Genomic DNA, 13,852 nt, shown 5'->3' on the forward strand with positions numbered 1-13,852 from the left:
TTCGGTGCGTCTGACGCACCGAATGCCACATTGGGGGCATGTGACCCGCCCGATCCGCGAAACTTCACAGCAACCCCTCCCCCGGTTCCACGGCGGGCACCACGCGCGTGCGGACCTCGCGGGCGACCGGGAGGTCGCCGGGCCGCAGCGGTACGTCGTCGCACGTCTCCGCGGGCTCGGCGCCGTCGAGGCCGATCGCGACGGCGGTGACGGCCGCCAGGTCGCCGAGCGCCTGCTGCGCCGCGCGCAGCAGCGCCGAGGGCCGCAGGGGCTCGCCGAACGGCCAGCCCGTCTCGTCGTCCCCGCCTGCGAGGGGGTCGAGGAACCGGCGCAGTGCGGTACCGGCCACAGTGGACACCCGGACGCGGTCGGCCGGCGTGCCGGACAGGTCCACCCGCAGCCGGACGTCCCGGTACACCGGCGGCCGCACGAACACTTCGGCCGTGAGCAACCGGGCTTGGCCGAGCCGGTCCGCGACCGCGCACAGCATGCCCGGGTCCGGTTCCGGGGCGGGCACGACGTCGTCGCCGTCGCGGGGCACCGACGGGACGATGTGGACGGTCACCGCGCCGGGCACCCGCGCGCACGGGAAGCCGGGGTGCTCGCCGACCGCGGCGTGCGCGCGGCCGACCGAAACGCCCGGCGTCGTGGTGGCCAGGGTGACGAAGTCTTCGGCCGTGACGGCCCGGGTCACCTCGCCGAGCGCGCCCGCGGCCCGGTCGCGGGCCTGGGCCACCGTTTCCGGGTCCGACCCGCCGGCGGCCTGGACCGGGTTCGCCGCCCGCACCGGCACCGCGAGCTCGACCGGCAGCCAGTTGTCCGTCAGGCCGCCGTTGCCGTCGCGGCCGCCGCCGATCGTGTAGTCGACCCGGACGGTGCCGCCCGGGCGCGGGATCCGCCCGGTGAGCCCGTCGCCGAACACGAGCGCGCCTTCGTGGCGGTCCGGCACGAAGATCCGGTCCCGGCCCGAGCCGAAGGCGAAGCCGGCCGCCGCTTCCCACTTCTCGCCGGCCAGGTGCAGGGTCGCGGCGAGCAGCCGGCCGGCCGCGTCCGGCAGCTCGAGCCGCTGGCCGGGCAGCTTCAGCCACTCGCCGGTCTGGTCTTCGAGCCCGGTCACCGTGCGGTGCTCGGCGTGGCGGGCACCCGAGGCGTTGACCGCCAGGCGCCGCAGCCGCGGCGGTGCGGAATAGGTCGCGGCGCGGGTGGCCACGAGCAGCCCGGAGTCCATTGTGGACCACTCGGCCGGCGGCCGCAGCCGGACCACGCCGGAGCGCCGCAGGCCGCCGGTGCCGTCCTCGACCTCGGCGAACTCGCCCGAGGCGTCGCCGCTGGGCCGGAACCACGACCACGTCAGCTCGGCCGGCGGCCGGACGACGGGGAGCGGGGGTGGCGCCCAGGACGGCGGCAGCGGCGAGTCCAGCTCGAACAGCAGGGACAGCCAGCCGTCCGTGGGGTGCGAGCCGGCCAGCGGCAGCGTGAACCGGGCCGACGCCGGGGAGCCGTCGCTCGCCAGCAGCGGCACCCCGCGCCCGGCCAGCAGGTCGGCGGTGCGGTCGCGGTCGGTGAACACTGTCGCCTCGCCGTCCAGCGGGAAGGCGGTCACCTCGTCGTCGAGGGTGAAGCGGATGGCTGCGGCCGGGTCGCGGGCCAGCACGGTGCCCGCGGGCACTACCGTCGGCGTGTCCTCGCCGGTGGTCAGCGCGAGGACCGTGGCCGCCGCCCGCGCGGGGCGGGGTGGCTCGACACCCAGCAGCTTCAGGATCGCGACGACGAGCTCGTCCGGGGCCTGGTCCAGCCAGTAGAGCCGCTGCTCCAGCAGGTAGGCGAACAGTTCCAGCAGCGTGACGCCGGGGTCGGCGGGCGCGTGCAGCGTCCACGTGCCGTCCGACTCCGCCGGGATGCGGCGGGTGATGGCCGCCATCATGTCGGCCCAGGTGAGGTCGTCCAGCTCCGGCACGGGCAGCGTCATGGCGTCCCCGTCAGGCCGAGGTAGAACGGGAACACCAGGTTGGCCTTGGTGTTGGTGCGCCGGATCCGGTACTCGACCGAGATCGTCACGTGGGACTCGTCGGCCGGGTCGGCCTCGGCGAGGACGCTCGCCAGCTCCACCCGCGGCTCGAAGGTCTTGACGGCGTCGGCGATCGACCGTTCCAGCCCGCGCAGGTTCTGCGCGCTGCCGGGTGCGAAGACCGACTCCGGCACCGTGGTCCCGAAGTCCGGCCGCATCACGCGCTCGCCGGTGGCGGTGAGCAGCAACGCGCGCAGGCAGTGCTCGATGCTCGTCTCGCCGTCGGCGTAGGACAGCCGGCCGGCCTCGTCGGGCAGGATCGGGAACCGCCAGCCGGTGCCGAGGAAGGGTTCGCTCACTTCGCGAACACCTCCTTCGCGAGCACCGTCGGCGAGAGCGGCGTCGCGGGCCCCGTGTTGGCGCCCACCACCGGGTGGGTGTGGTTGATGAACGCTTCCAGGAGCGCGTTGCCGAGGACGACGGGCTCGGACGCGCCGCCGCCGAGGTCGACGTGGCTCGCGTCGACCGTCACCGTTTCGGCCGTCAGCGTGATCTCGCCGCTGTCCTTCAGCACCACCGTCGCACCCGACGCGGTGCTGATCGTGATCTCCTTTTCCTTGTCGTCGAACAGGATCCGGTGCCCGGCCTTGGTGCGGATGATCTTCTGGTCGCGGCCGTCCTTGTGCGCCACCGGCGGTTTCTTCTTGCCGTTGTAGAGCCCGCCCAGCACGTACGGCTGGCGCATGTCGCCCTGGAAGAACGCGACCAGCACCTCGTCGCCGACCTCGGGCACGAACACCGAGCCGTAGCCGGCGCCCGCGTAGAGCTGGCTGACCCGGATCCACGGGCTGATCGACGCGCCGCCGTCCAGCCAGTAGTACTTGACCCGGACCCGGCCCTCGTCGTCCCCGTCGTTCTGCACGACTTCCGCCGGCGCGACGCCGTAGAAGCGCTGGTCGGTAGCCATGGCCCGGGGCGTGGTCGCCGTCATCGCTTGTCCCCCTGGAAGATCCGCCGTCCGGTGAAGGTGGTGAAGAAGCCGCTCGAGTTGAGGGCGTGCTCCACCCGTTTGACGAAGTAGGTGCCGGAAAACCGGGTGCCGAGGCCGAAGATCTCCAGGTTGTCCCCGGGACGCAGCTCCGGCAGCCCGGCCACCCGGCCGGTCGCGGTGATGAACTCGTAGGCCCGTTCCCGCAGCAGCGAGATGGCCAGTTCCTTGGCTTCTTCCTGGCTGAGCACCGGCGCGTCGACGATCACCTCTTGCCGTCCGCCCGCCGCGGTTTCCGCCGCCTCGGGCCCGCTCTGCCCGTCGGCCGAGTTCTGCCCGCCGGGCAGGTCCTTCTCGGTCGCGACGTACTCGATCGGCTCCGCCTTGACCGGGTCCCAGCCGTGCACGGTGAGCTTGCTGACCTGATCGGACAGCGTCATCGTCGGGGTGAAGTCGAGGAGGTTGGGCACCAGGCCGGGCGGCTGCCCGCTGGGCCCGGAGGACAGGCCGGGTGCGTAGGCCAGCCGGAACAGCCGGATCGGGCGGCTGTCGCGCCCGTCGGTGGGCTTGATGAAGTACAGCGTCTGCACGCCCGTCGCCGGGTCCGGCAGGAGGTAGCAGTCGAAGTCGATCCGCTTCGCCCGCTCCATCAGGAACTGCGCGTCGGACTGGTTCTTCTGCACCACGAGGTCGTGCCGCGGCCCCTCGTGGGTCGTCTCGAAGGCGAGGTGGTTGCGCCGGGCGATCTGCTCGGCGATCTCCCAGTCGGTCTTGTTGACGAAGTTCTTGTCCTCTTCCTTGGTGGGCTTGCGGTCCTTGAGGTCGAGCATCCCGTCCACGCAGGTGATGGAGACGGTCGGCGACGCGGAGTCCGGGAACTTGGGCGCGAGCGAGCTGATCTTCCCGGTGCCGACGGTCAGCAGCTTGTCCGCGTAGCCGAGCCGGACGGACACGAGCGTGCCGATCTGCAGGTCCTTGGAGTCGCTGTGCTTGAACTTCAGCGCGACGTCGTCCCAGTTGTTCAGCTCGAGGTCGAAGCCGGACATCTCGTCGAGGTCGCGGTGCACCTTGATGTCGAGGATGTCGTTCTTCGTCGAGGGGTCCAGCGTCAGTCCTTCGACGACGACCTCGAACTCCGGCGCGTAGCCGTCCGGGTCGGCGATTTCGGGCTGGGTGCCCGCGGGCACGGTCATCGGCGGTCCCCCCTCACGGCAGCCGGGGCACGGTCAGCACCAGCCCCGGCCGCAGGTCGCGTGGATCGGAGATGCCGTTGGCGCGCGCCAGTTCCCGCCACGCGTCCGGGCGCCGGTACACCGCGGCGGAGATGCGGTCCCAGGTGTCGCCGCGGCGCACGACGTAGCTCTTCTCCACCGTCGGCGAGGACCGCGGCGGGTCCACGGCCTGGTCCTTCGCCAGCCGGTACTCCTTGAGCGTGATGTCCAGCTGGGCCCGCAGCGGGACCCCGTTCTTGGCGAACAGCACGTAGTTCACGTCCAGCTTCTCCAGCACGCCCTTGAAGACCGGGCCGTTCCAGTGGAACCGGACGATCGGCGGCGCGTGCTCGGTGCTGTCGATCCGCATCAGGTCGCGGACGGCGTCCACGTAGGCCGTCCGGACGTCGTTGAGCGTGTCGGAGGTGTCGACCAGCGCCTGCAGGGTCAGCGTTTCGGTGCCGCCGCGGATGAACTGGATCGGCGGCGTCTCCAGCCCGGGGATGGTGATCTCGGCGAACGTGTTGCTCTTGCTCAGCTTGTAGTCGGTCGGGTTGAACCGCAGCGGGATCACCTGCGGTGTCCGGTTCGGCGGCCGCTCGATCTCCAGGTGCGCGTCGGCGCCCTGGCTCACCGAGGAGAACGGCGTGGTGATCACCGGCGGCCTCCCGAATCCCCGATCCGGCGGTCGTTCCCGCTGCGCTCGGCCCGGGCGCACTCCTCTTCGTACCGCCGTGCCCACGCCTGGATGTGCTGGGTGAACAGCCGGGTGAACACGGCGCGGTCGTCGCCGTCCACCACGAAGTGCACCTCGACGTTGTGGAAAGTCACGTTCTTGGGCACGGTTTCTTCTCCTAGAGGACGGCCGTCAGGCCCTCGTGGGCGATTTCCAGTGACTCGATCGCGACCGCGTTCTGCTCGGCGTGCAGGTCCGGGCCGGTCCACTTGGCGGCCAGGCCGCCGTGGAAGAGCCACGACTTCGCGGGCAGCCCGGCCTCGTCGAGCATGATCAGGGCGCCGTCGCGGCGGGCGCCCAGCGAGTCGTGCAGGCCGGTCTCGTACCAGGAGTACAGGAGGCGGTCGCGGACCACGCCGCGCTTGAGGGTGATCGGGTTCCACGAGTGGCGCAGCGGCAGCTTGTGCACCGCGTCGTTGCGCCCGCCCTCGGGGTAGCTGACCACTTCCAGCTGCGCGCCCAGCCCGGTGACCTCCTGGAACGCGCCCGCCGCCACCACCTGCAGCAGGAGGGCCTGCGCCGGCGGCAGGTAGACGTCCGCCGCGGAGAGCGTCACGAGGAAGCGGAACTTGGGCAGCGGCTCGTTCAGCGCGAGCAGCTGGTCGGCCGGTGTCGTCACTGCTCGATCACCTCCAAGCCGCGGTCCTGGCCGAGCACGAGCCGCAGCGCGATGAACTCCATGGGTACCGCCGGCGCGACTTCGACCTCGCACACGACCTGACCGGGGTCCTGCTCCGGCGGGTTGTTGGTTTCGTCGCACACCACCCGGAACGCGTCCTCCGGCCGGGTGCCGGCGAGCGCGCCGGTGCGGAACGCCTCCAGCAGCACCGACGTGATCGCGCGGACCAGCGACAGCCGCAGCTCCGCGGAGTTCACCTCGAACACCAGCGGCGCGGCGGCCCGCCGGATGGCCCGCACCAGCAGGTGCAGCAGCCGCCGGTGGGCGACGTACACCCGGCGCGGGTCGCCCGACAGCGTCCGCCCGCCCCACACCACGAGCCCGCGGCCCCGCAGGCACCGCACCAGGTCGACGCCCGCGCCGAACAGCCGGACCTGCTGCGCTTCCGGGTACTCGACCTCGAGGTCGACCGCGTCCAGCAGCGTCGCGTTCGCCGGGGTGTACGCGGCGCCCCGCTCGGCGTCGAGCCGGGCGACCAGCCCGGCCACGTGCCCGGACGCCGGGACGGTCCGCAGCCCGGCGCCGTCGAGCGACGGGGCCCGCAGCGGCGGGTGGTACACCGCCGCCGCGGCGAGCAGCGCTTCGTCGCCGAAGTCCCGCAGCGCGCCGGTCCACTCGGCCACGTCGTCCACTGTGGACTTCTCCGGCGGTACGTCCAGCAGCACCAGCCGGTCCAGCAGCGGCGCCACGGTGCCGAGCAGGTCCAGCACCAGGTTCGTGTGATCGGCGCCGGTGAGGTCGGCGCCGAGGTCCGGGAGTGCGACCAGCGCCGGCTCCGGCAGTTCGGCCTGCGCCACGACCGCGTCGGCGTACTCGTTGCGCCCCGGCGGGCTGTCCGAGCCGCCGGTGAGCGTGAGGTCCCACGCCAGCGAGATCGGCGCGTCCGCGGGGATCGGGCTCCCCGGCCCGTCCGGGCGCAGCGGCACCAGCCGGATCAGCCGGGACGCGGTGAGCCTCGCGGAGACCTCCCCGGGGGCCATCCCGGCGAAGGTTTCCGCCGGCTCACCGGGCACCAGCACCCGCACGGTCACCGTCGGCGGGCCCGCGACGCTGCTCCCGCGGTACCGCACGGCGACCCGGCCGCCGTTCGCCCACGCACCGGGACTCGCGGCCACCACGAGGAAGTCGTCCGTCCACAGTGCACCGGCGGGCGCGGCCGGCCCGGACACCCGCAGCACCCACGCCGTCCGGCCCTGGTTCTCGAAGAAGCCGCGCAGCGCGTACGGCGTCGCCGACGTGCCGTCGGGCGGGCCGAACGCGCCCACGACGTCGTTCCAGCTCTCGACGCGCACGGGCGTGCCGACCGGGCCGCGCCGGGTGCGGCCGAGGAACACGGCCACGTCGGTGCGCAGCGGCTCGTCGCCGGTGGCCGCTCGCTCGAAAGTCAGGGAGACGCCGGGAAGCGCCGCGCTGGTCATCGCTGCCCGCTCACGTGTCGATGCCGAAGCTCTCGACCGTCAGCACGAGCGTCTCCATGGCGATCTCGTTCTTGGTCGCGTTGAACGACGGTCCGGTGTACTTCGTCGGCCAGGCCCGGTCGAAGTTCCAGCGCATGACCTCCTGGCGGTTCTCGTCGAGCATCACGATCGAGCCGGACGTGCGCCGCACCCGGCCGTCGAGCGCCTCCTTCACCCAGTTCCAGAAGCCGATGTGGCCGGTGATGCCGCGCTTGAACGTCAACGCGCTCGGGAACTTCTTGAGCCCGACGAGCTTGCGGACCGTGATGTCCTCGCTGCCGTTGCGGTACTCGATCTGCGGCATTTCGATGTCGAACCCGCTGGCCTCGGTGAACGACCCGCTCACCGCGACCCCGTCGTCGCTGACGTTGGTCACGATGACCAGGAAGTTGTACGCGGCATACGGGTCGTCGCGCGTCACAGGTGGCATGTCCCTTGCCTTTCAGTGGTCAGACGAGCTGGGGCTCGCGGGTCTTCTGCTGGATCCGGAAGATCACGAACTCCGCCGGGAACACCGGCGCCACCCCGATCACGCAGATGAGCCGTCCGTTGGCGATGTCGTCATCGGTCATCGTGGAGCGGTCGCACTGGACGAAGAACGCCTCGTCCGCGGTGGTGCCGGCGAGCGCGCCACTGCGCCACACCGTGGTGAGGAAGTTCGCGACCGTCTGCCGCACCAGCGCCCACAGCGATTCGTCGTTCGGCTCGAACACGACCCACTGGGTGCCTTCGTCGATCGACTCTTCGAGGAACAGGAAGAGCCGGCGCACGTTGACGTACTTCCACGAGGTGTCCGAGGACAGCGTGCGCGCGCCCCACACCCGCTGGCCGAGGCCGGGGAAGAAGCGCAGCGCGTTGATCCCCCGCGGGTTCAGCAGGTCCTGGTGCCGCTTGGTGACGTCCTGGGCGATGCCGTCGGTCAGCCGGATGCCGCGGATGACCGCGTTGGCCGGCGCCTTGTGCACCCCGCGCTCGACGTCGGTGCGGGCGTAGATCCCGATGATGTGCCCCGACGGCGGCACCTCGACGAACTGGTTGGTCGAGGGGTCGTTGACGACCAGCCACGGGTAGTACAGCGCGGCGTACTTGGTGTCGAACGGTTCCCGGAACGCCTGGATGCCCTCGATGTCGAGGCCGTCGCGCGGGTCGAGGACGGCGAACCGGTCCTTGAGCTGCTCGCAGTGCGTGACCAGCGCCGATTCGACGGTGCCCGCCCACACCCCGGGCACCGCGCAGATCGCCACCTCGTCGATGTCTTCGAGCGCCACGATGCCGGTGCGCTTGCCGCTCCCGCCGTCCGTGCCGACGAAGTCCCCGACGTCGAGGCCCCCGAACGCGTCGTCGCCGTCGTCGGCCAGGCTGAGCCACGAGCCGGTGGCGGGCGTGGGGAACTCGGTGGGATCGGTGCTCAGGTCCAGCGCGGTCGCCCGCACCAGCCGCGACCGGCTCGCCAGCGTGCCGGTCACCGTGCCGGGCGCGTCGCCGGCCAGGCGCAGGTTGCGGAACGTCTCGGTCACCGAGCCGCCGCCGGGGTCGCTGAACCGCGTGTCCACTGTGGACTCGACCAGCTGGAGCCGGGCGGTCTCGAAGACCTCCGCGGGCGTGTCGGCGTCGAACGTCACGAGGTCGTCGGGCTCGATCGCCACGACGTTCAGGGTGCTGAGCTGGGTGCCGGTGTCGAGCTGCGTGACCGCGCCCTCGTACAGCCGGCTCGAGCCGCTGATCCGCAGCTTCGGGCCGGCGGCGGCGTTGGCCCGGCGCACCCGGCGCACGGTCAGGCCGGTCTTCCACGGCGCGTGCGTGGTGCCGTCGGGGAAGGTGAGCGTCACCTTCCCGGCGTCCGGCTGCGCCACGGTGACCGGGAACCGCCGGTCGTTGATCAGGACCCAGACGTCGTGCGGCAGCTCGTCGGGGTCCAGCCCGGGCACCGCGTTCACCTGGATCGACGCGGCGTCGCGCTCGGCGTCGGCGGCGAGCGCGGTGATGAGCAGCGCCCCTTCGTTCGGCTCGGGCAGCACCGGCAGCGACGCGCTGACCGACGGCGTGATCCGCACCTGGACCGCCTTGCCCCAGGAACCCGGGCTCGACGCGGAGAACCGCAGGCTCGGCGTGGCCACCCGCGGGGCCTTCTGCACGTAGTCGCCGCGGGCCGCCTTGACCTCCGCCGGCAGGCCGGTGCCGAGCGTGACCCGCGCCTTGGCGGCGTCGTACGCGGTGATCGTCACCGCGCCGATCTCGACGTTGTCACTCCCGCGGAAGACCTTGAGCTGGTCCGTCCCGGTGAAGCCGACCAGGTGGGTCAGCTCCAGCACCTTCGAGCCGGCCGCGGCGTCCCGGGTGATCGCGCTGACCAGGCCGGTGCCGAGCGTGCCGGACGCCGCCTGCGCGGTGGCGCTGGCGACCCGCTTGACGTAGAGGCGCTGGCCGCCGTTGTCGAAGAACCCCTTGACCGCCAGCGGGAACAGCCACCAGCGGCCGCCCTCGGTCGGGTTTTCGGTCCAGGCGTCCCGGATCGCCGGGTCGGGCTCGGGCAGGAACCCGCCGAAGATCGTCTGGAACTCGAGGAAGTTCGTGACCAGCTTGGGCTTCCCCTCGGTCGGGCCGCGCTGGGTGACCCCGACCATGCCCGCCGTGCTGGTGCTCACCCCCGCGATCGGCCGCGGCCCCGCGTCGACCTCCTCGACGTAGACGCCGGGGCTCAGGTACTCGGGCATGGTTCAGCTCCTTCTCCACTACCGCTACTGCTCGACGATTTCGATGACGTGACTGCTGTTCCGTTCGGCGGGCAGCCGGACGTCCAGCGCTCCGGTCCGTCCCGGCCGTTCGGTGGCCGTCAGGTGGAAGACCTGTTCCGGCGGCGGCCCGGCGACGAGCTCGCCCTCCCAGCGCAGCGCGAGCCGGAACGCGCCGGCCGCGCTGGTCAGCGTCCGCTCCAGCCACGCGACGCCGTCCCGGCTGGTGACCCCCCGCGCCTCGACCAGGGCGTTGGCCACCGGTACGCCGTGCGCGACGACGACGCCGTACACCGTGCGCACGCCCGGCCCGTACGGGTAGGCGGCGCTCGGCAGCAGCCGGACCACCCGCGGCTCGCCGGTGACCGCGGGCGGGGTGTCGTCGTCGTACGGGTACGCGGTGAACTCGACGCCGGTCAGGCTCGCGTCGAAGTCCTCGCCGTCCGCCGGGTAGAGCGGCGCGAACCCGATGGCGCCGAAGCGGACGCGGAACCGCTCCGGCTGCGCGCCCGGGCCCCGGCGCCGGCCGAGCTCCGGGTAGGCGATCACGGCGCTCGGGGTCCGGATCGGCGGGGTGTCCTGGCGGACCCACGCGTTTTCCGCCGGGTCGAAGCGCTCCAGCTCGGTGCTCACGTCGGCGGCCCGCGCACGCTGGGCGAATTCGTCGAAGGGCACGAACCAGGCCGGGCTGTGCAGGACGGAGGATTCGAGGGGGTAGAAGCGGGTCATGGCACCGGCGCCCCGGTGATCGTGCGGCTGCGGACCAGCCGCAGCTCGGACACGTCGAGCGAGTCGAGGTTGACGACCCGGACCTCGTAGTTGAGGGACAGCCGGTAGGGCTTCTGGATCGCGTACCAGATCCACGACTTCTGATCGAGCGTCAGCGGCGTCAGCGTGAACTGCAGCGCGTCCGTGGTGCCGGCCAGGCTGCCGGTGAGCTCCTCGCCCGCCCAGATCGCGTCGTCGTAGAAGACCTGGAGCGCGCGGCCGATCATCTGGTGCTGCGTGGCCTGGCTGCCGCCCCACGGCGTGATCAGGTACCGCAGCAGCAACGCCATCGGCGGCTTGCGGCTCGTCGGCGGCGCCGGCGGCAGCGACCGCACCGGCGGCCGGTTGCGCGAGGTGGGGTCTTCGGCGATCTCGTACAGGAAGACGGTGAGCGTGGCCCGGCTCGGCCGGTCCTCGAGGTCGCTCAGCACCGCGGTCGGCGGGTCGTTCGGATCGAGCCCGCGCAACGCCTCGGTGAGCCGGTCGACGATGATCGTCGACACGTCGGCGACGACGCCGAAATCGCCCATGCCAGTCCTCCCCTTGGTCCTGCCGCGGCAGCATCGCAGGGGTGGCGTGGCCGGTCCGCGACCCGCGCGTCGCGCGAGCGTCACGACGGCGTTCCCGGAGCGGGCGTTGACGTGCCCGCACACGCGGCGGCGACGCCGCGGTGACAGGGCTGCGCGCATCCTGCGTCGGTGGAGGTCCCCGAGGAACGGTCCGGCAGCATGGTCCTGCGTGCGTGGCTGGAAGGCGGCGACCCCGGCGCCCTGCGGGTCCGCATCCTCTCCACGATCGGCACCGAAGAGGCCAGGCCCGTCGCGGTGACGTCCCGCGAGGCGGTGCACGCGGCCGTGCAGAGCTGGCTGGACGAGCTGGGAGCAGGGCCGACAACACTTTCGTGACGCCTCGACGACGGCGCATCGACGATGATTTCCCGTAACGTATTCCCTGCGGGTCGCGAATTGCCCCACAGTGGGGTCGATCCGATCGGTTGGGGCGTAGGTTGGGGAACCGATGCGCGTTGAAGCAACACAGATCGTGACACTGCGGCTGCTCAAAGGATTCACGCTGCTGGTGGGCGACGACCCCGTCGCGCTGTCGTACAGCGCGCAGCGGCTGCTCGCCTTCCTCGCGCTGCAGGACCGCCCGCGGACGCGGACGTACGTGGCGAGAACGCTGTGGCCGGAGGCGACGACGCCCCGCGCGAACGCGAACCTGCGCTCGTCGCTGTGGCGCGCGTCGCGCACCGGCCACCGCGTCATCGACGCGTCCGCGCAGGAAATGGCGCTGGCGGGCGGCATCACCGTCGACATCCACGACGCGGTCGCCCGCGCGCACTGCCTGCTGGACAAGACGTGCCTGTGCGACGACATCCTGACCCGCCAGACCCGCGACGACCTGTCCGCCGACCTGCTGCCCGAGTGGTCGGACAACGAGTGGGTGCTGATCGAGCAGGAGCAGTACCACCAGTTGCGGCTCTACGCCTTGGAAGCCATGGCCAAGCGCCTCACCACGGCCGGCCGCCACGGCGAGGCGGTGGCCGCGGGGCTCGCCGCGGTCCGCGCGGAACCGTTGCGGGAGAGCGCCCACCGCGTCCTCATCGACGCCCACCTCGCGGCGGGCAACCGCGCGGCGGCGCAGCACCAGTACGAGCAGTGCCGCTGCACGCTGCTCGAGGAACTGGGACTCGAGCCGTCCGACACCCTGCGCAGCCTCTTGCCGAACATGACCGCGCATTAGTTCCGGCGCGAAACAATGGGTATTGCCCTTTCGGGCGAATCCGATCAGGCGCATTTCCCGATCGGGCGCCACGACGATTTCGGTACATTCCGGGTTCCGGGCCGACGAGATCCGTTCGGCCCGGACCGTGATTCACCGACGGGCTCTCACCGCGGCGGAGCGGACTCGGCCGATCGGCCGAGCCCGCCGACGACCCGGACCGGGGTCAGGCCGGCCGCTCCGGGTCCAGCGAGTTGCCCGCCGGAATGTGCCCGCAGCTCGACGGGGCCCGCCGGCCCGCGAACCGGTCCGCGAGCCAGCCGATCGCCGCCGGGGCCCACGCGGCCGCGCCGCCGACGTGGCTGAGCGCGTTGTACTGGACGTACTTGATGGAGTCGTTGCCGGTCGCGCAGTACTGGCGGGCCAGCGCGCGCACGTCGCCGGCGACCATCACACCGTCGCCGGTGCCGATGCCCGGCAGGTTGCTGGTCGTCCCCTCGAGGAACCCGGCGTTGCCCTGGGCGATGAAGCCCGGGACCGACGGCGTCGGCGCCGAACCGAGGTTGACCTTGTTCACCGCGGCCACGAACGGCGGCACCGAGTTCGGGTTCGCGTACTCGGGCTTCGCGATCTTCTGCCACGTCAGCCCTGGGTACCGCCCGAGCGCGCTGATGATCGACGCGTGGTCCAGCTCGTCGAGCACCTTCAGCCCGTACTCGCTCGCGTACGGACGCAGGTCGATGCCGAAGCCGCGCGCGACGCCGATCAGCGCCATCGGGATCACCCCGGACCACACCGGGCTGCCGCTGACGTACTTCAGGTTGTGCGCGGGGTCGACGAGCACGCCGCCTTCGGTGAAGCCGACGAGGTTCTCGTTGACGTCCGGCGCGTAACCGGGCGCGAGGGCGGCCGCCCAGCCGGTCGCGATGGCCCCGCCCGAGTAGCCGAGGAGCCCGAACTTCGTGCGGCCGTCCATCCCCGTGGCGGCCGAGCTCGTCGCGGCGCGGATCGAGTCGAGGGTGGCCGTGCCGTACTCCGGCCCCGCGGCGAAGTCCGCGGTCTGGCCTTCGGTGTCGGGCACGACGACGTTGTAGCCCAGCAGCAGCGACGGGAGCAGCAGGAGCGACTCGCCGTTGGGCAGCAGCCCGCCGAGCGTGACGTCCCCGGCGATCGCGCGTGACGGCGAATCGGCGGGGTCGAGCGAGTCGTAGGCCGACTGGTACGAAACGGCTTTCGTGCGATCGCCGGTGATGCTGCGGACGACCGAGGTGACGTTGGCGGCCGGGCGGCCCTGCGCGTCGGTGGTGCGGTAGAGCAGCTGCACGGCCTGGACCGGCGTGGCGAGGCCGACGACGTGGTAGGCCAGGGTCCGGGTCTTGAGCACGGTCCCCGGTGCGAAGGAAGACAGCGGCGCGCTGCCGTCGTAGCGGTAGAAGGAATCGGACGCGGCGGTGGCGGCGGTCGCCGGCGTGGCGGCGGACACCAGCGCGAGCGCGGCGGCGAGCACCGCGAGGCGAACGGGCTTTCGGGTCATGACTCCCCTTTGAATCA

Annotated in this window: 15 protein-coding genes; 2 read left to right on the forward strand and 13 right to left on the reverse strand. The window is 72.1% G+C overall.

The window, feature by feature from the left end:
- Positions 1-64: 64 nt before the first annotated feature.
- From SD460_RS31245 to SD460_RS31300, 12 genes are read right to left on the reverse strand one after another with little or no spacing between them, the layout of a single operon-like run.
- Positions 65-1,969 carry a putative baseplate assembly protein gene (locus tag SD460_RS31245; RefSeq protein ID WP_318307128.1) on the reverse strand — a complete coding sequence of 635 codons (1,905 nt, stop codon included), beginning with the start codon at positions 1,967-1,969 and terminating at the stop codon, positions 65-67.
- The gene (locus tag SD460_RS31250) at positions 1,966-2,367 is read right to left on the reverse strand and encodes a GPW/gp25 family protein (protein ID WP_290050153.1); all 402 of its coding nucleotides are present in this window, start codon (positions 2,365-2,367) and stop codon (positions 1,966-1,968) included. The genes SD460_RS31245 and SD460_RS31250 overlap by 4 nt, the downstream gene beginning before the upstream one ends.
- The gene (locus tag SD460_RS31255; protein ID WP_318307129.1) at positions 2,364-2,999 is read right to left on the reverse strand and encodes a phage baseplate assembly protein V; all 636 of its coding nucleotides are present in this window, start codon (positions 2,997-2,999) and stop codon (positions 2,364-2,366) included. The genes SD460_RS31250 and SD460_RS31255 overlap by 4 nt, the downstream gene beginning before the upstream one ends.
- Entirely contained in the window at positions 2,996-4,189 is a 1,194-nt protein-coding gene (locus tag SD460_RS31260) for a phage late control D family protein (protein ID WP_290050155.1), read from the reverse strand. The genes SD460_RS31255 and SD460_RS31260 overlap by 4 nt, the downstream gene beginning before the upstream one ends.
- 13 nt (positions 4,190-4,202) lie before the next feature.
- The gene (locus tag SD460_RS31265; protein WP_290050156.1) at positions 4,203-4,865 is read right to left on the reverse strand and encodes a CIS tube protein; all 663 of its coding nucleotides are present in this window, start codon (positions 4,863-4,865) and stop codon (positions 4,203-4,205) included.
- Positions 4,862-5,050 (reverse strand): putative phage tail protein, encoded by a 189-nt coding sequence (locus SD460_RS31270; protein ID WP_290050159.1) that lies wholly within the window; start codon positions 5,048-5,050, stop codon positions 4,862-4,864. Before SD460_RS31270 ends, SD460_RS31265 begins: the two co-directional genes overlap by 4 nt.
- Before the next feature lie 11 nt (positions 5,051-5,061).
- Positions 5,062-5,562: a phage tail protein gene (locus SD460_RS31275; protein WP_290050160.1), complete on the reverse strand. Its 501-nt coding sequence runs from the start codon at positions 5,560-5,562 to the stop codon at positions 5,062-5,064.
- Positions 5,559-7,040, reverse strand: coding sequence for a phage tail sheath subtilisin-like domain-containing protein (locus SD460_RS31280; protein WP_318307130.1), 1,482 nt, complete (start codon positions 7,038-7,040; stop codon positions 5,559-5,561). The genes SD460_RS31275 and SD460_RS31280 overlap by 4 nt, the downstream gene beginning before the upstream one ends.
- A gap of 10 nt (positions 7,041-7,050) precedes the next feature.
- A complete protein-coding gene (locus SD460_RS31285; RefSeq protein WP_290050163.1) occupies positions 7,051-7,509 on the reverse strand; it encodes a phage tail protein in 459 nt (152 codons plus the stop codon).
- Positions 7,510-7,528: 19 nt separating this feature from the next.
- Entirely contained in the window at positions 7,529-9,793 is a 2,265-nt protein-coding gene (locus SD460_RS31290; protein WP_290050164.1) for a phage tail sheath C-terminal domain-containing protein, read from the reverse strand.
- 24 nt (positions 9,794-9,817) lie between these two features.
- Positions 9,818-10,540 (reverse strand): transthyretin-like family protein, encoded by a 723-nt coding sequence (locus SD460_RS31295; protein ID WP_290050165.1) that lies wholly within the window; start codon positions 10,538-10,540, stop codon positions 9,818-9,820.
- On the reverse strand, positions 10,537-11,109 hold the full coding sequence (locus SD460_RS31300; protein ID WP_290050167.1) for a Pvc16 family protein: 573 nt from the start codon (positions 11,107-11,109) through the stop codon (positions 10,537-10,539). Before SD460_RS31300 ends, SD460_RS31295 begins: the two co-directional genes overlap by 4 nt.
- 168 nt (positions 11,110-11,277) lie before the next feature.
- On the opposite strand from SD460_RS31300, the gene SD460_RS31305 reads away from it, so the two are divergent.
- On the forward strand, positions 11,278-11,484 hold the full coding sequence (locus SD460_RS31305) for a hypothetical protein (RefSeq protein ID WP_290050168.1): 207 nt from the start codon (positions 11,278-11,280) through the stop codon (positions 11,482-11,484).
- Between the two features lie 136 nt (positions 11,485-11,620).
- Positions 11,621-12,322 (forward strand): AfsR/SARP family transcriptional regulator, encoded by a 702-nt coding sequence (locus tag SD460_RS31310; protein ID WP_290050170.1) that lies wholly within the window; start codon positions 11,621-11,623, stop codon positions 12,320-12,322.
- A 205-nt stretch (positions 12,323-12,527) separates the two neighbouring features.
- Here SD460_RS31310 and SD460_RS31315 read toward each other — a convergent pair whose 3' ends face one another.
- Positions 12,528-13,835, reverse strand: coding sequence for a lipase family protein (locus SD460_RS31315; protein ID WP_318307131.1), 1,308 nt, complete (start codon positions 13,833-13,835; stop codon positions 12,528-12,530).
- Between the last annotated feature and the right edge of the window lie 17 nt (positions 13,836-13,852).

Source organism: Amycolatopsis solani (assembly GCF_033441515.1).
In the GTDB taxonomy this organism is placed as follows: Bacteria; Actinomycetota; Actinomycetes; order Mycobacteriales; family Pseudonocardiaceae; genus Amycolatopsis; species Amycolatopsis solani.

Coding starts and splice junctions, on each gene's coding strand:
- SD460_RS31260 (WP_290050155.1), bottom strand. CDS start 4,189: ATGACCGTGCCCGCGGGCACCCAGCCCGAAATCGCCGACCCGGACGGC.
- SD460_RS31245 (WP_318307128.1), bottom strand. CDS start 1,969: ATGACGCTGCCCGTGCCGGAGCTGGACGACCTCACCTGGGCCGACATG.
- SD460_RS31255 (WP_318307129.1), bottom strand. CDS start 2,999: ATGACGGCGACCACGCCCCGGGCCATGGCTACCGACCAGCGCTTCTAC.
- SD460_RS31285 (WP_290050163.1), bottom strand. CDS start 7,509: ATGCCACCTGTGACGCGCGACGACCCGTATGCCGCGTACAACTTCCTG.
- SD460_RS31280 (WP_318307130.1), bottom strand. CDS start 7,040: ATGACCAGCGCGGCGCTTCCCGGCGTCTCCCTGACTTTCGAGCGAGCG.
- SD460_RS31315 (WP_318307131.1), bottom strand. CDS start 13,835: ATGACCCGAAAGCCCGTTCGCCTCGCGGTGCTCGCCGCCGCGCTCGCG.
- SD460_RS31300 (WP_290050167.1), bottom strand. CDS start 11,109: ATGGGCGATTTCGGCGTCGTCGCCGACGTGTCGACGATCATCGTCGAC.
- SD460_RS31295 (WP_290050165.1), bottom strand. CDS start 10,540: ATGACCCGCTTCTACCCCCTCGAATCCTCCGTCCTGCACAGCCCGGCC.
- SD460_RS31290 (WP_290050164.1), bottom strand. CDS start 9,793: ATGCCCGAGTACCTGAGCCCCGGCGTCTACGTCGAGGAGGTCGACGCG.